Source organism: Pseudoalteromonas carrageenovora IAM 12662 (assembly GCF_900239935.1).
GTDB lineage: Bacteria > Pseudomonadota > Gammaproteobacteria > Enterobacterales > Alteromonadaceae > Pseudoalteromonas > Pseudoalteromonas carrageenovora.
Genome location: NZ_LT965929.1, coordinates 30,214 through 46,921, shown reverse-complemented (window position 1 = coordinate 46,921; position 16,708 = coordinate 30,214). Strand labels below are relative to the sequence as shown.

Genomic DNA, 16,708 nt, shown 5'->3' with positions numbered 1-16,708 from the left:
ACAGCATTTTGCTGTAAGTCACTTATAAAGTTCATTACGAACAACTAAGTTTAATTTTTACAATAATATTATAAAGTTACCAATGATTGTACTAATAACCGAAAGTAAATTTAAGCAAGTAATAAGTTATATTTAAAACGCGGTAAAGCGCGTTTTAAATAGTTCACACTACTAGTTTTAAAAGTTAAGAAGGTTAGCGGGGGAGTATTGGTCGGTAAGTACTTTTGTATCTGCAGGCCAGTCTCGGTTGTTTTTGGTGCTTTGCATGTAGGTACTAATTGCTTTTATATCTACATCGTATTTTTTTAAACGTGGTGCAAGGGCGTTAATACGCTCGTTAAGTTGCGCCTGCGTTGGTATAGTTTTAATGCCCGCTAAAATAATACGATTACTTCGATTAGCACGGCTTACGTTAATAAAATCGCCAAACACGGCGTGGTACGTTGCCGACTCATGCTCGTATAATTTACTGCTCGAAAACGTATTAGCAGCAATAACACCGCCATCAGCCAATACGCTTTGTACTTCTTCAAAAAACTCTTTAGTAAGTAAATGCTCAGGAATGTAATCGCCATTAAATGCATCAAGAATAATCCAGTCGTACTTTTGCTTTTTAATAGCGGCGCGTTTTATAAATATACGCCCATCTTGCACGCTTGATGTAACGTTATCGGTTTCTATAAAGTTAAAGTAATCGCGGGCTACTTTTAACACTGCTGGGTCTATTTCAACATTATGAATTTTAGCAGCAGGGTAAAGCTCATGAATTACATTAGAAAGCGTTCCGCCACCCAAGCCTATAACCAGCACATTTTTTGGGTCATCGGTCACTAAAAGGCTGGCAAACGTAAGCTTGGTATAATTAAAAACGAGTTTGTCGGGGTCGTTTTTATACATACAACTTTGGCTTGTTTGACTACTTTTAGTATTAAATTTTAGGCAACGTAGGTCACGAGTTTCATCAACAATAATATTGCGATATAAAGAACGCTCCTCGTGCACTACATTACTGTGCGCCGCAACCGAAAACAGTACCGCTAAAAATAATAAACAGTTACGCATGGGCAAGCTCCTTATTACCAGCAAGGCTATTAACAGTAATTGCCAGCACACCTAACAGGCCCAAGGTTAACGCAAAGGCACTTATAATGGTGTTTACATCAAACGCCAATACAAAGTAAAACGAGGTAATAATAGTCCCTAAGGCGCTGCCCAACGTGCTTACAAAATATAAAATACCCGCAACTTGGCCACTTTTATGGCTGTCGGTGACTAATAAACGCACCGAGTAAGGCGAGATCATGCCTAAAATAACGGTAGGAATAAAAAACAAAGCCGTAGAGGCAAGCAAAGAGCCATAACGGCTATCTTCAATGTGGGTAAAAATAAATTCCATTATTGGCTGAGAAAACAGCGCAATAGGCACCACCATAATACTCGCAACTAAAAATATTAGTCCATATTTAGTAAGCGATGCATTTTTAGTACTGAGCTTGCCACCGAGTAAATAACCAAAAGAAAGGCTAAGCATAAATACAGTAATTATACTGCCCCAAATATGTACGCTACTACCAAAAAAAGGTGCTAAAATTCGCCCTCCTAAAAGCTCAATTCCCATAATGCAAAAGCCACTGCAAAAGGCTAAAAAGTAAATTAACGCGTTTGTTTTTATACTCATGTAATTATCGTTATGTAACCTAAAGAGATCACCATACTAACGTGATGTATACAAAGCTGCTAGCCTGAGTTTAATTTTTAAAAAGTAGTTTTGTTACAAAGTAACACATGGTAGACTTTCCGTTATAATATAACATTTGTTTATTTCCCTAATCATCATGAAGTACTCTTTAATTTATTTAGCCTGTTTAGGCATTAGTGCGCAAACATTTGCGCAAGAGCAAACCGACGAAATTGAAAAAATATCGGTTACTTATAAACAAGCTTACCGTGGCGACATTCCTCAAAAGCAAATGCCGCAGTCTATTGTAAGTGTTAGCAGCGCTACACTTGATCAAAAAGGCATTACCGAATTACAAGACGCGCTTGATTTTTCGGCGAGTATTTCGCGCAAAAATAACAGTGGCGCATTATGGGATAGCTTTTCTATTCGTGGCCTTTCGGGTAACGAAAACATGCCATCGGGCTATTTAATTAACGGCTTTAGCGGTGGGCGTGGTTTTAGCGGCCCGCGCGATGTTTCAAACATTGAATACATCGAAGTATTAAAAGGCCCAGGTTCAGCACTTTATGGGCGCTCGGAGCCCGGCGGTACAGTAAATATTGTGACTAAAAAGCCACAGTTTGAGCCGCAAGGTGAGTTAAAACTAAGCTTAGGCAGCGACAGCTTTAACCGTGTTGAAGGCGATTACACTAGCGGCATTAACGACACCACCGCGTTTAGAATAAATGGCGCGTGGCAAGATAGCGACAGCTATCGCGATGAGGTATACACCAATAAAAAGGTAATTACGCCGTCTATTTATCATCAATTAAACGCATCAACCAGTGTAACGTATGAGTTTGAATACGTAGATTTAGCCCAGTTATTTGACCGCGGAGTTGTCGTACTCGATAACGATTTTGACACAGTACCAAGCTCACGTTATTTAGGTAACCCAAACGATGGCGACACGCAGGTTTACTCTCGTGGTCATCAAATTACGTTAAATCATGATATTAACGATGAATGGTCACTTGTTGTAGGTGCAAACTACCGCAGCTCTACATTAACAGGGTTTTCGTCGGATGCTGAGCTTTCGCCATCGCGCCAATCGTTATTTGACGATGGCCGCACACTTACCCGCCAGCAGCGCTATCGCGACTACGAAGTAGAAGATTTAAGTGTAAAGTTTGAAGTTAGCGGAAGTTTAGATACAGCAGGCATTACGCATCATTTATTAATAGGTGCCGATGCATACAAGTACGATTTACGCACTGCGCTTTCTCGCTATCGAGGCGGTAACGGCACTTATACCGTTGATATTTTTGAGCCAAATTACGATGTTGAACGCCCAGCAGTAAGCCTGCTTTACGAAAACGACGAAGAGCAAAACGCTTACGGTATTTATGTTCAAGATCAAATGGATATTACCGACAAATTTAAGCTATTAGTGGGCCTAAGGTTTGACAGCGTTGACCAAGATATTTTAGAAACCAACAGCGGCGTGTTTTCGACCAGCTCTGAAAGCCAAGTAAGCCCTCGTGTTGGCGTAGTGTACGAGCTAAATGACGCACTCACCTTTTACAGCAGTTACTCAGAAGGCTTTTTACCACTGAGCGGCACTGATGCAAGCGGCGACCCGTTTGGCTTTGAATACAGTGACTCGTTTGAAGTTGGCGCTAAGTTTGAATACTTCGGCATAAACGGTACTGTGGCATTTTTTGATGCGTCTAAAAGTAATATGTTAGTGGCAGACCCTGTAAACGTTGGTTTTTCAGCGCCTATTGGTAAAGCCGATAGTAAAGGGGTTGAGCTTGATTTAAATACCTATATTACTGATGCAACGGCGTTTAACTTATCGTACGCCTATATAGATGCCACCACAGCAAACGACATTATAAATGCAGATTGGGGCGTGCCAATTGAAAAAGGCAGCCCGCTGGTTAATGTACCAAAAAATAACTTAAACCTTACGCTTAGCCAACAAACAGCGTTAATGGGTAAAGAGCTTGAGTTTGGTGCAAGCTACCAATACACCAGCAGCCGTTTAGGTGATGCCGCCGATTTAAGTTTTAGGCTACCAAGCTACCAATTAGTAGGCGTGTTTGGCAACGTAAACTTAACCGAGCAAACCGAGCTTAATATAAGTGTTAATAACATTTTTGATGAAGATTACGCCGAAAGCAGCTACAACGCTTTATGGGTTTACCCAGGTGCGCCAACTCAATTTAAAATGTCGTTAGCGTATAATTTTTAATAGCTAGCAAATTAAAGTTTTCATCCTAAAGCGTCTTAATGTAGTGGTTAAGGCGCTTTATATTTTTAAGCGCTTTTTTATAAAGAATGCATAAGTTTATTAAGCCAACCATCGGCCTTTGAAGGTTTGTATATCATTACAATGCTTTCACTGTAGTGACTGTTAACCCCCTTTACAGTTAATTTTGTAAGCCCTAAATCATCAATCACAAAGTTAGGTAAATACGCCAACGCCAAGCCACTTTGAACTACCTCTATTAATGCACTGTAATCGCTACATCTAAATACAATATTGCGCGGTGCAATATTATCTTGCCAGCCGTCGGAGCCTATACCTTGCTCAAGGCCGCACAGGGGTGAAAACAAAGGGCATGCAAAAGCAAGCTCTAGTAATTGATTTTTATTAAGCGTTAAAGAGCCAGTTTGTACTAGCTGATGCGCAGCGGCCGCAGCCACACTAAACCCAGTATTAAATACATCAACCGCCACTAAATTAGCGTGTGAGCTATTATTTAGTGCCTCGCGAGTTACTAGCGCAATATGCGCCGCGCCTGATGCAACTTGGCTTATGGCTTCACCTTCAAACACATTATTAATACGTACCGAACAGGGCAGGTTGCTAAGAGGGGTAAGTAACTTTTTTAAGCCACTTTTAAGTAAAATTGCAGGGCCTGCAATAACTGCATTAAATTTATGCTTATCGCTTTTAAAGCGGCTAGTAAGCTGCTGGTAATTATGAACTAAATCACTACTGTGCTTAACAAACTCTTTGCCTTTATCATTAAGTACTAAGGTTTTGCCCACACGATTAAACAGCTCCGTGGCTAAGTTTGCCTCAACTTTTTTTAGCGTTTTAGACAGCGCCCCTGGGGTAATATTAAAATGCTTAGCGGTTGTGTGCAGGTTTTGCGAACCCGCCATATGAATTACTTTTTCAATGTCATCTAAATGCATAGCGCCAAACCGTATTGATTAAAAGGAAACAACTAACAACTTATTATCTATTATTTATACATATAAATCAGCTTATAGTGACGCTATATTTATTTTTGAGCATTAACATGAAACACATACTGCTAATTTTTATTTTATTTTCAAGCGCAGCACTAGCAAGCGACCCTCAGCACAAGGCACACAACACACATAAAGCCCACAGCTATGTGGGGTTTCATGGCATGGCACTTATATTAGCTGGCGATAAAGTACTAGCCAGCCACATGCCTTTATATGCCCCCCCACACAACTACCAAATAGTGTATGAAGTAACTACCAATGACATCCATCTTAAAATAATCAAAAATGCACTAAACGAGTCACTAAAAAAACAAACTCGGATCACCATTTTACCAACCAAATTTGATTTAAATTTATTAATAAATAAGCTGACACCCACATTAAATACCACTGTGTTTAATGGCCATTTTGAGCGCGGAGGTACGGCTTTGTTTTCGACAAAGCTGACCTTTAAAAGTCCGTTATATGTAAAAAAGCTCGCTATAACACAACCTCAAAAAGAAGAGTTTGATTTAATAAAGCTATCTGCAGGGCAAGGGTTGGTGATTCATAAAATACAAAGTAAACCAAGTTATGACTCACTCAGTTTAGTAGCACTAACTAACGGAAAATATAATGGCAAATTAAAATGTGATGCACCAGCAACCACAGCGCTTGCAAGTAAGCTAAAGGCCTGTTTTAAAAGCGCCCCAAGCTATTTAGAAACTCGCGATTTTGCAGCAAATTAAAAAATTCTAGCAGCGCTTTAGCTTAAAAAGCACTGGTTTTATAAAGTGTTACTTCGCATTAAGTGTGTACAAATTTGCTTAAACATACTTGCCATTAAGTAATTTAAATTTAACTTGAGTAAATATGTGACAAGTAAACGCTGCATTCCCATGCAGCGTTTGCTGTATTTATTAAGCGTTAATTAAAACTGGTAGCTAACTCTTACTGAAAAGTTACGCCCTGGTTGACTGTATTGGCTAACATCAGCACTTGCAGATTGCCCTGCAATTAGCTCAAAGGGTACATATTCTTTATCAAGCAAGTTAAGTACTCCTACATTTAATTGCCACGCTTGCCATTCGTAGTTTGCGTATAAATCAACAACGCCGTAGCCATGCCCTTGAGTGGTTTTATCACCATTTGTATCAAGCACTACGTCCGATTGCGATTTAGCTAAACGCCATGCAGCAGTCCAGTTAATGTCACCAAGCTCTGTGGTCAACAATACTGAGCCGTTTAACGGGCTAATACTGGTAAGTGGCTGTTCGGTTTCTTTATTTTCACCATCAACGTAGGCCACGTTTGCCTCTAGTAGTATATTTTCAGCGACATACATGGCAATTCCTGCTTCAACACCGCTTATTTGTGTTTCGCTAATATTTTGATACTGATACAGCGTTTTGTTTACGCCAGGAATATATGTTGGCTCAACACCCACAACGGCCGTTTCAATAAAGTCATCGTATGCTGCATAAAACGCGCTTAAGTTCACGCTAAAATCACTGCTTGCGTATCTAAGCCCAAGCTCAAATGAATCGCTGCTCTCTGGGTCTAAATCAGCGTTTGGTAATATTTGATAAAACGGCTCAACGCCGTGGCTTTGATAGGCTTGGTCGTGTGGTGGTATTTTAAAGCCTCGCACGTATTGCCCATACCACGATAGGTTATCATCTACTTGGTATATAACACCTAGCTTAGGCGAAAAAGCTGATTCGGTAATATCATCAAGCTGCGAGTCGGCGTATAGCTCATCATTTTTAGCCTCTAAGGTGTAGTAATCATATCTCACACCTGCAATAACCGACCACGCGCTGTTTTTAAACGACATACTGTCTTGCACATAAGCGCCAATTAAAGATGTATCAGCCCCCGGAAACGCTTTTTGTTTTTGGTCTGTAAAATCAACGGTGCCATCGGCTAAAACACGTGTTTTAAAACGAGGGCGGGTGATGTCGTATAAGTCTACATCTACCCCATATACCACTTCGTGATCGGTGGTTTCTCCTTTAAGCCCTTTATTAAATACTGCTTTTAAACCTAAAATATTTTGCTCAAAGCGATAGTCGTTATAATCGGTGTAGGTGCTTGCGCCACTAATTTGATCGCTTTGTTGCTCGTAACTGCTGTAAGACACTTGCCCGTGCCATTTATCAAACGCCGCTGTTGCTACCTCTGAATGGTAATCTAGCGCTAGCGACCAATTAGTGTCGTCTTCTTCGGTTTCTTGAACGGCAGAAGTAATAACTTGCTCAGTTGTTTGGTTAAAGTAATCGAGGGTGTATTTAAGTGTGCGCTTTTCATCAAGCTGCTGCTCAAATTTAACTAATAAAGCATCCGACTTAGCATCATAACCGGGTAATTTTTCGTCATAGTTTTGTACTTCTTCGCTGTCGCGGTGGCTATACACGGCGCTTACTGCAAAGTCGCCTAAGTCTTTTGCAGCGGTAATATCAGCGGCAATTTGGTTGCTTTGACCTTGGTACCCAAGCGCCATTTTTACAAAGCTGTCGTTATTTTTTAAATAATCACTAGGGTCTTTAGTGGTTATAACCACAATGCCACCGAGTGCATCAGAGCCATATAAAGATGATGCAGCACCTTTGGCTACTTCTACCTGTTTTACACTTGCTACATCAAAATAATTACGTCCAACTAAATAACCCCCTCCGCCTGCGTAGCCATCGTTAGTGCGTCGGCCATCTTTTATAAATACAACACGGTTACCACCAACACCACGTACGGTGAGTGTTTGCGCGCCTGCACCACTGCCAGTGGTTGCAATGCTTGAATCGTATTTAAACATAGTTTGTAAATCTACAGCTAGCTGGCGTTCTATATCTTGCTCGGTAATAACATTAACTGAGCCTGTTACATCTTTAAGCTTTTGTTCAAAGCGCGAGCCACTCACAACAATATGATCGTCAATTATGTTTTCGGCAAATGCAGTGCCCGATCCGAGTAATAAGGTTGCTATAGCAGTAAATTTAAATGCAGAGGGATTCATTTTAACTCCAAATGATAATAGTTATTATTTATTGCCGAGATGTTACAACTAAGCCAAAATAAGATCAATTAATTATGATAATCATTTTCATTTAGATTTAACTAGTTATAATAGCCAAAAAATAAAACCGGAGTATGGAATGAAATACCTATTTATATTGTTTGCTTTAGTCGCTCAACCTGCACTTGCACAGGAGCGCGTTATTAGTGCTGGCGGCACCCTTACAGAAATAATTTATGCGCTGGGCAAACAAAGTACGCTTGTAGCTGTTGATCAATCTAGTATGTACCCGCAGCAAGCTACGCAATTACCACAAGTGGGTTATTACCGTGATTTAGCGGCAGAAGGCGTACTTTCTATGCGCCCAACCATCTTATTAGCGCTTGAAGGCGCAGGGCGAAGCCAAGCACTTAAACAAATTGAGGCAACAGGGGTTAAACTAATTCATTATAAAAAGCCCACCTCAGTTAATGAGCTACTTGAGCTAATTAAACGCCTTGGTACCGACTTAAACGCCAAACAAAAAGCGCAATCACTTATTAAGCACATTACAGACTCATTACCTGAAAAAGCCAAAGCGCAAACACACAGCGCACTATTTTTACTCTCAGCTAATGAGCGCGGGCTTGTTGCCGCAGGGCAAGAAACCGTGCCTAATTTATTATTTAGCTATGCGGGCATTACTAATATAGCCGCTACACATTCAGGCTTTAAAGCAATTAATACCGAAGTACTTGCTGTAAATCAGCCTGACTTTTTAGTTGCGCCAAAGCATGTTGTACAAAGCATTGGCGGCAAGCAGGCTTTTTGTAAGCAACCGAACCTACGCTTATTAAAAGCTGCGCAAAGCTGTAACTTACTTGTTATGGATAGCCTGCTTTCGCTTGGTATGTCGCCACGTATTGCCACAGCAATTAATGAGCTTAACGAGTATAAAACCCGCTTATGAACACCCTAACATTGAGCCGCTTTGTGCCCATAACACTTAGCCAAACTCATAAATGGATGCTATTAGCCTCTGTTTGTATTTTTGCTTTGGCACTACTAAGCATAGGGTACGGTCCAGCCGGGTGGGATTGGCGTTTAGCCATTGCTTGGCTTGCACCCGAGCGCTTTAATCAGTTTGATGCACTGCAAATTAATGTGGTGATGCAAATACGTTTGCCACGCTTTGTGCTTGCAGTGCTTGTAGGGTTGGTGCTTGCCCAAACAGGGGCGGCAACCCAAGCGCTGTGCCGTAACCCGCTGGCCGACCCATCTATTATTGGCATTAGTGCGGGTGCGGCTATGGTTGCTGTGGCGTTTATAGCACTTAGCGCGCAGTTTAATTTTAACGCGCAGTTGTATTTACCTTATGCGTCGTTTTTAGGGGCGCTTGGTGTTACCTCGCTGGTATATTTAATTGCCAAGCAGCAAGGGCAAATTAATATCACCACACTTATATTAGTCGGGGTTGCTATTAACGCGTTAGCATTTGCGGTTATTGGGCTACTGAGCTTTTTTGCTGACGACAGTGCATTGCGATTAATAAATTACTGGACCATGGGCTCATTAGGCGGGGCAAGCTGGAGTACGATAATTCAAGCAGCACCTTTACTTTTTATTAGCCTTGTTGGCCTGTGGCGGTTAAAAGAGCCCATGAACTTACTCCTTATTGGCGAATCCCAAGCTCAGTACCTAGGAGTAGACACTAATAAGCTTAAATTATATGTAATTATACTTGTTGCATTAGGGGTAGGTGCGGTTGTAGCGCTTACTGGTTTGATAGGGTTTGTTGGCTTGGTAGTCCCGCATATTGCCCGCTTAATGGTGGGGCCGCATTTACGTAATATGCTGCCGCTTTGTATGCTAATTGGCGTAGTGGTATTGCTACTTTCTGACTGGTTAGCACGCATTATAATAATGCCCGCCGAGCTACCCATTGGCATTATTACCGCGCTATTGGGTGCACCATTGTTTATTTATTTAATCGTTAAAAATAAGCGAGGTTGGTCATGATCACGTTTGATGATTTAAGCGTTGGCTTTGGCAACCATACCGTTTTAAACGCTATTAATGGCAGCGCTAAACAAGGGCAGCTTGTTGCACTACTTGGTGAAAATGGCGCAGGTAAGTCTACTTTGCTGCATACCTTAGCGGGTATGCACCCCTTTACCGGTAGTGTACTTTTTAATAACAAGCCGCTGGCCGCTCACGCTAAAGAAAACCTAGCCACACAGCGCGCAGTTATGATGCAAGCAAACCACGTAGGGTTTGATTTTACAGTATTTGAGCTTATTGCAATGGGCCGCTACCCGTATGTAGAGTCATTAAAAATGCAAAGCGAAAAAGTACATAAATACGCCGCAATTATGGATTTAAGTAATTATTTAAATCGTCGCGTAAGTGCGCTTTCGGGCGGGGAGCAACAACGCGTGCATATGGCTCGAACTTTAGCGCAGCTAAATGCCTTTACACAATCGGCCGAGCCAAAACTAATGCTGCTCGACGAGCCTACATCAGCACTTGATATGCGCCATCAACATGCTTTGCTCAGCTGCGTTAAAGCGTTTGTAGGACAGGGTAACAGCGCCATTATTGCAATACACGATCTAAATTTGGCCAGCCTTTATGCAACCGACGCTATTTTGCTGCACAACAAAAAAGTGTTGCAAAGTGGGCCTATAAACACCGTATTAACTGAGCAAAACTTACAACAAATGTACGCCATGAAACTGCACGTAAATCCTCACCCTTATCACGATGCACCCATGGTTTTTTCTCAACGTCAGGAGTTTTTATGAGAGAGCAAGCATTAAACGATGCACGCACCTTGGTTTACAAAACCAATGCCGGTGTTATGTCGACTATTTCTAATAATTTACGCGGCTACCCGTTTGGCTCAGTAACCCCTTATATGTGCGACGAACAAGGCCGTGTTTACTTTTTTATTAGCGATATAGCCCAGCACACTAAAAACCTAAAGCACGACTCTCGTATGAGCCTTACCGTATTTGACGCCGCCGACTACGGCGATCAGAACGAGCACGGGCGAGTAACGCTTGTAGGCGACGGCTCTGTTGTGCCAAGCGAGCAAGCACACACCTTACTTAATAACTATATTGCCCTATATCCCGAAGCTGCTAGCTATCGCAACGCGCACGACTTTCAATTATGGCAATTAGACGTAATTCGTGTGCGTTACATTGGTGGCTTTGGCAAAATATTTTGGCTTGAGCAAAACGAATGGCAAAACGAGGCAAAAAACTGGGACGAAGGCCAACAGCAAAGCATGATAAGTCATATGAATGAAGATCATCAAGATGCTATGTCGCTCATATTAATGCAGCACTATAACGTTGCTGATAAAACACCAATAATGAGCGGCTTATTACCCACAGGCTTTTATATACAAAGTAAAAAGCGTAATTACTTTATCAATTTTAAAACCCAGTGCAACAGCCCGCTAGAGGTTCGTAAAGCGCTGGTTGAGCTAACCAATCAAGCTCGAAGTAACTAAACTAAATAAATGACGACATAGTTAACCTGAGCTCTGGTTAAGAGATTTACTAACTATGTCGCTATTTTATAAGCAAGATGTTTGCTCGCCTCGTTTAGCTAAAGCTTTAAAAGCGGCTTGCTGATGTTCTTTTTGTACATAACGGGGTGGCAAAGGGTTAACCTGCAACTGATATCCACTTTGATTAGCTTGCACACTTGTTACCGGCGATATCCAGACAACATTTAACTCTGGCGCTAAACGCTTGATAACACGCGCTATACCTTCGCCATTTTTCACATGAAAATCGCCCGCTATATGCACTACCTGCGCATATTTATGATTATTTAAATAGTTAACAATAGACTCAGCCATAGTTTCATCCCAGGTAACTTGCGCAGCATAATAGTTTTCGTTTTGACTGGGCGAACCATGGTGCATTGATGCCATAAAACGTTGTTTATAATCACTGGGGGATGTATCAATAGCGGCTGCAATATAGCTCTGCCGTGTTTCATCAAGTTTATTTAAATAACTTACCCCTTGCCTGCCAATACAGGTGACTATATTTTTAGGCGCATTTGCAGCTATTACATCGCTATTGTTCGCTTTTGCCAGCTCTATAAGCGCACGATAATCGCTTTTGTAATTAGGCCACGCTTGGGTGTTATCAATTAAGTATTGCTCACCAATTTCACCCTTAACGTACTGGTTTAAAATAGGCTGGTCGGCACGGCTAAATTGCTCTAGCGAAAGGGCAGTGCGTTTATTACTTTTACTTAATTGCTCAAATAACTCAGCCTGAAATAAATGCACGCCCGGGTGTGTATGCCATTCACCCACTAAAACCACATCGGCATTTAATAGCATAGGCTCTAATAATACAGAGCTAACAGGCTTTGCTTGGGCATTATAAAGTGCTGAGTAATATAATGATGAGCTTTTATCGGGCAGCACAGTTGTTGTGCTACAACCACTTAAACCAGTTACTAACGCCAGAGCGAACATAGACTTTTTCATACACCCCCTTCAAAACCCGTTAATACAAATGATTATTAATATCATATATTTATAATGCACTTTAAGCCACCCCAATAAAACACAAAACACACCAATGCAAATAAAAACAATTATCATTTGATCTATTTGTGTTTCTGCTTTACAGTTTTAGCAAGTAAATAAATGAGGAACATATTATGGCTTTGCCATTTCTGTGCGCTAGGCATAAACAACATATTTTGTGCCAACCTAAACAAGCACTTATAGATATTGAAACCGCACAATTAAGTGGCGAGGCTTTATTTAAACGGTATCAGTTTGCACAGGCGTTACCGCATTTAGGTAGTGCGCTAGAAAGCGTTACGCTGCTAACGCAAATGCATATTTACGCCGATAAAACGCAGCTTGTACAAATAACTTCACTTACAGAGCGCCTGTATGCCACGCTGTATTTTTTAGGCGAAAAACACGCAGCCCATAACGCCTTAGCACAATCAATTAGCCTGCTATACGATCTGTTTTATTGTGACGACAAACTCAGTGAGCTTGTTTTTACATGTATCGCTCAGCTAAAACAGCTGGCGCTGCAACATCCTCAGCACCTCACCGAGCACTAGCGCATGAGCAGTTCAAGCGAATATCTACAATGGCAAGGCTATACAAAAGCAGGTAACGAATGCTTTAACAACGGCAATATTAAAAGTGCTAAAAGCCACTACCATGTTGCTTTGTCGTTATCTAACAACTTGCTAAGCGCTCACCCTACAGATAAAGCCGTTGTATGTGCCATGTTGGTCGCCCATCATAATTTAGCGACGTTACTAGCGCAGCAAACGCAATGCGGCTCAGCCTACAGTTTATTAAAACAAGCTCAACAGCGTTTAGAGCAACAACTTAATAATGCCAATGATTACAGCGATCAGAGCGCTTTATTATGGGGGTTAAGCAAAAACCACCGTGAGATCATGATTTTTATTAAAACCTATTCATTTTCACCCGTAGCGCTTGCAACACAAAGCCTAAATTAAAGGAGATAAACAATTGAAAAACTTACTCGTTATTTTTATAGCCATGGTGAGCTTACCGCTTTTTGCCCACGAAGGTCATGACCACGCGCATTGGTCTGCTGCGTACTTACACCTACTGTTTTATGGGGCCATTATAGCCGTAGTAGCCGCTTTTTCGTTTTCATTTTACAAACGCGCCAAGCGCAATAAATCATAAGGAAATGCAGCATGCTTTACTCATTTATTAACAGCCTAGATAAACTATTAAAATTTAAAAGTGCAGCAGCACATTGCGATATTCCTTGCAAAATATACGACCCAAGCACGGCACAAATAGCAGCATTAAGCGTAATAAGATTTATAGATATTATTAACGAATTAGAACAACCGCTATCAGTGGCAAATACTGCACAACTTGCGCGGTTAGTGCGCGAAAAAGAAATTCATGCAGCTAAAGTAAAAGAAGAAGTACGCGTAATTTGGGGCGACTACTTTAAACAGCCTCAGTTTGATCAGTTTCCAGATACGCATGCATTAGTGCATTCAATTATGCTCACTGCATCAAAGTGTAAACAACATATAGAGCGCGAACACGCTGAACAATTACTCGCGCTAGTAAATCAATTTGCAGACTCGTTTTGGCAAACCAAAGGCATTGCAACCTATCAAGCAAAAAGCCCTTACCCGCCAAGCGAGCACGTGGTCTACCCAGACCTAAAAAGCGCCTAGCTCTCACGCTGTGTTAAAGTGCAACATAAGCAAAGTAAGGGGGCAGAGTATGACTCCTACTTTTTTTGATTTAGATTATGTACTGAGCATGTGCTGGCCAAATATAAACTACAAACTAGGTGATGTAGTACTGGTAGAGCATCCAAGGTATGGGCGCATAATCAAACGTATTTGCCATATAGGGCTGCATAATACCTACCTATTAAGCGGTGACCATGCCAGTAGCACAAGTACAAAACAGCTTGGTTTAATCAAGCAAGGAAATATTTTAGGCCGCGTAGTATTTCATGTAAAACAGCCTCGCTACATAAAATAAAAGTAAGACTATTTTGCAACAACATAATAAGCTTTAGCTTGATAATATAAGCGGCTTGCAAGGCGGTTTAAAGCATGTGTTTCGGTTAGTGTATTGAGGTTTGCTCACTAAAATTAGCGACCTACTTATGAATGAGTTAGCTGCTAATTTTAATAATCGCTAACATATCATCGTCATCTTCATCGAGGCCCACTTCCTTGAACCCAAAGCTTGTATAAAAATCTTTGGCTATTGAGTTACTCGGGTTATAGCATATTTCAATTTCGCAAAGGCCTGGAGTGGTTTTTATTTGCTCAATTGCCATGCCTAGTGCTTTGCGCCCAATGCCTTTATTTTGATAAGTTTGATCAACCATAAAGCGCCAAATAGAAACCTTTGTAGGGGTTTCTTGTACCCACATAAAAAAGTCTACAGGAGTACTGTTTAGGTTAATAACTTTACAGGTATACCCGCTATTGTAGTGCGCCTCAACTAACGAGGACATATTACACGCTAGGTATTCTTCTTGTGTTTTAGCAAGGCCTAAATCGCATACGGCTTCGTAGTTATCGGCGGTGATGTCTTCCAATGAGAGTTTAATATTTTTCTTTTGTACAACTTTGTGGAATGGGTAAGCTATCAGTGTATGTACCTATAATCAATCAAATGAAGATATTGATTTTTATACACCCTAAATTAGCCAAATTAATAATCTACAAATCTATTTAACACAAAAAGGCCGCAGTAATAAATACTGCGGCCTTTGTTTTAAACTATGTACTTTAAGCTAAGTGCGACTTAGTAAGCGCCTGCGCTGTAAATAAGCTCGTAGCTGTGACTGTAAATCTCAAGGATGTTACCAAACGGGTCTTCCATGTAGATCATGCGGTATGGCTTTTCGCCAGGGTAGTAGTAACGTGGCTCTGGCATACGTTTTTTACCACCTGCAGCAACAATACGATCCGCTAAGCCTTCTACATCTGGGTCTTGTACACAGAAATGAAAGATACCGGTTTTCCAGTATTCAAAGTTGTCTTTAGGGTTTTCTTGGTCTTTAAATTCAAAAATTTCTACACCAATACGGTCGCCTGTTGAAAGGTGCGCTATTTTAAATTTTTCCCAATTTGGACCAAATACATCGGTACACATTTCGCCAATGGGGCTGTTATCTTCAGTGATCACGGTAGGCTCCATTATGGTGTACCAACCCATCACCTTAGTGTAAAACTCTACGGCTTTTTCAACATCTGGTACTGAAATACCAATGTGCGAAAAACTACGTGGATATGTATGACTCATAATGCTTCCTCTTTAACGTGTGACTTATCTAAGTTGATGGAGTTAGTTTACGAACCTGTACTTATTAAGTAAAATTATCATTAATCATCATTTTGAGTACGTTTTGTAATGATAAACCCTACATGGTTAAACACGCTTTGTACGTTGGTTGAGGTAAATCATTTTACCCAAACCGCCGAGCGCTTATTTATGACCCAATCAGGGGTAAGTCAGCATATTAAAAAGCTAGAGCAGCAAGTAAAATGTGCGCTATTAGAGCGCCACGGCAAACAATTTACCCTTACCGTCCATGGGCAAAACTTGTATCAGCAAGGCAGCTTGTTATTAAAAGAATGGCAATTTTTAGAACAACAATTAAAAGATGACTCGCCTTACAGCGGCCTAGTAAAAATACAATCGCCTGGTAGTTGTGGGCTACAATTTTATAGCCAATTATTAGCATTACAGGCTGAGCATACCGAGCTTAATATTGATTATCGCTTTGCACCTAATACCAGTGTAGAGCAAGCGGTGGCAAACCACAGCGCCGACATAGGCTTTTTAACCCAAGCCCCCACGCTTAGCGAAGTTACCAGCCATAAAATTGGCCAAGAAGCTTTATTATTAGTAACCCCCGCACATATTAAAAACCCAACATGGGAGGTTTTATGTGAACTTGGCTTTATTGGTCATCCCGATGCAAAACACCACGCGCAGCTATTATTTAGCGAAAACTACAGCGAGTTTGAACATGTTGATCAAATTAAGCGTACGGGATTTTCTAACCAAATAAGTTTAATACTCGAACCAGTATGTTTAGGGCTAGGTTTTACTGTTTTACCTGCCTATGCGGTGGGCGCATTTAATAAACCAGCGCTTATAAAAACGCACCATTTAGCTAATCCAATCAGCGAAAATATTTATGTGTGTCATCATCGTAACAGGCCAATGGCAAAGCGCATGAATACAGTAATTGAAGCAATAAAAGCAGGTTAGGGCG

At 41.0% G+C, this 16,708-nt stretch carries 19 protein-coding genes; 12 read left to right on the top strand and 7 right to left on the bottom strand.

Annotated features, from left to right (window positions below):
• Positions 1 to 177 precede the first annotated feature (177 nt).
• Together ALFOR1_RS16595 and ALFOR1_RS16590 are read right to left on the bottom strand one after the other, a co-directional pair.
• Positions 178 to 1,062, bottom strand: a complete 885-nt coding sequence (locus ALFOR1_RS16595; RefSeq protein ID WP_104643723.1) for a spermidine synthase — start codon at positions 1,060 to 1,062, stop codon at positions 178 to 180.
• The gene (locus ALFOR1_RS16590; RefSeq protein ID WP_104643722.1) at positions 1,055 to 1,678 is read right to left on the bottom strand and encodes a fused MFS/spermidine synthase; all 624 of its coding nucleotides are present in this window, start codon (positions 1,676 to 1,678) and stop codon (positions 1,055 to 1,057) included. The genes ALFOR1_RS16595 and ALFOR1_RS16590 overlap by 8 nt, the downstream gene beginning before the upstream one ends.
• A gap of 157 nt (positions 1,679 to 1,835) precedes the next feature.
• On the opposite strand from ALFOR1_RS16590, the gene ALFOR1_RS16585 reads away from it, so the two are divergent.
• Positions 1,836 to 3,917 (top strand): TonB-dependent siderophore receptor, encoded by a 2,082-nt coding sequence (locus ALFOR1_RS16585; RefSeq protein WP_104643721.1) that lies wholly within the window; start codon positions 1,836 to 1,838, stop codon positions 3,915 to 3,917.
• Between the two features lie 77 nt (positions 3,918 to 3,994).
• Here the strand turns inward: ALFOR1_RS16585 and ALFOR1_RS16580 are convergent, their stop codons facing one another.
• A complete protein-coding gene (locus tag ALFOR1_RS16580) occupies positions 3,995 to 4,870 on the bottom strand; it encodes a LysR family transcriptional regulator (protein ID WP_104643720.1) in 876 nt (291 codons plus the stop codon).
• Positions 4,871 to 4,977: 107 nt separating this feature from the next.
• On the opposite strand from ALFOR1_RS16580, the gene ALFOR1_RS16575 reads away from it, so the two are divergent.
• Positions 4,978 to 5,658, top strand: a complete 681-nt coding sequence (locus ALFOR1_RS16575) for a hypothetical protein (RefSeq protein WP_104643719.1) — start codon at positions 4,978 to 4,980, stop codon at positions 5,656 to 5,658.
• A gap of 182 nt (positions 5,659 to 5,840) precedes the next feature.
• Here ALFOR1_RS16575 and ALFOR1_RS16570 read toward each other — a convergent pair whose 3' ends face one another.
• Complete coding sequence (locus ALFOR1_RS16570; RefSeq protein WP_104643718.1) at positions 5,841 to 7,922, bottom strand: TonB-dependent hemoglobin/transferrin/lactoferrin family receptor; 2,082 nt, start codon at positions 7,920 to 7,922, stop codon at positions 5,841 to 5,843.
• 139 nt (positions 7,923 to 8,061) lie between these two features.
• Between ALFOR1_RS16570 and ALFOR1_RS16565 the strand changes: the two genes are divergently transcribed.
• From ALFOR1_RS16565 to ALFOR1_RS16550, 4 genes are read left to right on the top strand one after another with little or no spacing between them, the layout of a single operon-like run.
• Positions 8,062 to 8,871: a heme/hemin ABC transporter substrate-binding protein gene (locus tag ALFOR1_RS16565; protein ID WP_104643717.1), complete on the top strand. Its 810-nt coding sequence runs from the start codon at positions 8,062 to 8,064 to the stop codon at positions 8,869 to 8,871.
• Positions 8,868 to 9,920, top strand: coding sequence for a FecCD family ABC transporter permease (locus ALFOR1_RS16560; protein ID WP_104643716.1), 1,053 nt, complete (start codon positions 8,868 to 8,870; stop codon positions 9,918 to 9,920). The genes ALFOR1_RS16565 and ALFOR1_RS16560 overlap by 4 nt, the downstream gene beginning before the upstream one ends.
• Positions 9,917 to 10,705, top strand: coding sequence for a heme ABC transporter ATP-binding protein (locus ALFOR1_RS16555; RefSeq protein ID WP_104643715.1), 789 nt, complete (start codon positions 9,917 to 9,919; stop codon positions 10,703 to 10,705). Before ALFOR1_RS16560 ends, ALFOR1_RS16555 begins: the two co-directional genes overlap by 4 nt.
• Positions 10,702 to 11,421 (top strand): HugZ family pyridoxamine 5'-phosphate oxidase, encoded by a 720-nt coding sequence (locus ALFOR1_RS16550; protein ID WP_058550408.1) that lies wholly within the window; start codon positions 10,702 to 10,704, stop codon positions 11,419 to 11,421. The genes ALFOR1_RS16555 and ALFOR1_RS16550 overlap by 4 nt, the downstream gene beginning before the upstream one ends.
• A gap of 66 nt (positions 11,422 to 11,487) precedes the next feature.
• Here the strand turns inward: ALFOR1_RS16550 and ALFOR1_RS16545 are convergent, their stop codons facing one another.
• Positions 11,488 to 12,420, bottom strand: coding sequence for a ChaN family lipoprotein (locus ALFOR1_RS16545; protein WP_104643714.1), 933 nt, complete (start codon positions 12,418 to 12,420; stop codon positions 11,488 to 11,490).
• 176 nt (positions 12,421 to 12,596) lie between these two features.
• On the opposite strand from ALFOR1_RS16545, the gene ALFOR1_RS16540 reads away from it, so the two are divergent.
• Genes ALFOR1_RS16540 through ALFOR1_RS16520 form a run of 5 tightly spaced genes read left to right on the top strand, consistent with a single transcriptional unit; the run spans position 12,597 to position 14,451 of the window.
• On the top strand, positions 12,597 to 13,016 hold the full coding sequence (locus ALFOR1_RS16540) for a hypothetical protein (RefSeq protein ID WP_104643713.1): 420 nt from the start codon (positions 12,597 to 12,599) through the stop codon (positions 13,014 to 13,016).
• Between the two features lie 3 nt (positions 13,017 to 13,019).
• Complete coding sequence (locus ALFOR1_RS16535) at positions 13,020 to 13,427, top strand: hypothetical protein (RefSeq protein ID WP_104643712.1); 408 nt, start codon at positions 13,020 to 13,022, stop codon at positions 13,425 to 13,427.
• A 13-nt stretch (positions 13,428 to 13,440) separates the two neighbouring features.
• Positions 13,441 to 13,623, top strand: coding sequence for a hypothetical protein (locus ALFOR1_RS16530; RefSeq protein ID WP_055013532.1), 183 nt, complete (start codon positions 13,441 to 13,443; stop codon positions 13,621 to 13,623).
• Between the two features lie 11 nt (positions 13,624 to 13,634).
• Positions 13,635 to 14,135, top strand: a complete 501-nt coding sequence (gene sodN, locus ALFOR1_RS16525) for a superoxide dismutase, Ni (protein ID WP_104643711.1) — start codon at positions 13,635 to 13,637, stop codon at positions 14,133 to 14,135.
• Positions 14,136 to 14,145: 10 nt separating this feature from the next.
• Positions 14,146 to 14,451 (top strand): S24/S26 family peptidase, encoded by a 306-nt coding sequence (locus tag ALFOR1_RS16520; RefSeq protein ID WP_227006965.1) that lies wholly within the window; start codon positions 14,146 to 14,148, stop codon positions 14,449 to 14,451.
• A 136-nt stretch (positions 14,452 to 14,587) separates the two neighbouring features.
• Here the strand turns inward: ALFOR1_RS16520 and ALFOR1_RS16515 are convergent, their stop codons facing one another.
• Together ALFOR1_RS16515 and ALFOR1_RS16510 are read right to left on the bottom strand one after the other, a co-directional pair.
• On the bottom strand, positions 14,588 to 15,031 hold the full coding sequence (locus ALFOR1_RS16515; protein ID WP_104643709.1) for a GNAT family N-acetyltransferase: 444 nt from the start codon (positions 15,029 to 15,031) through the stop codon (positions 14,588 to 14,590).
• Positions 15,032 to 15,228: 197 nt separating this feature from the next.
• Positions 15,229 to 15,729, bottom strand: coding sequence for a lactoylglutathione lyase family protein (locus ALFOR1_RS16510; RefSeq protein ID WP_008130525.1), 501 nt, complete (start codon positions 15,727 to 15,729; stop codon positions 15,229 to 15,231).
• A gap of 108 nt (positions 15,730 to 15,837) precedes the next feature.
• Between ALFOR1_RS16510 and ALFOR1_RS16505 the strand changes: the two genes are divergently transcribed.
• Complete coding sequence (locus tag ALFOR1_RS16505) at positions 15,838 to 16,704, top strand: LysR family transcriptional regulator (RefSeq protein ID WP_104643708.1); 867 nt, start codon at positions 15,838 to 15,840, stop codon at positions 16,702 to 16,704.
• The last annotated feature ends 4 nt before the right edge of the window (positions 16,705 to 16,708 follow it).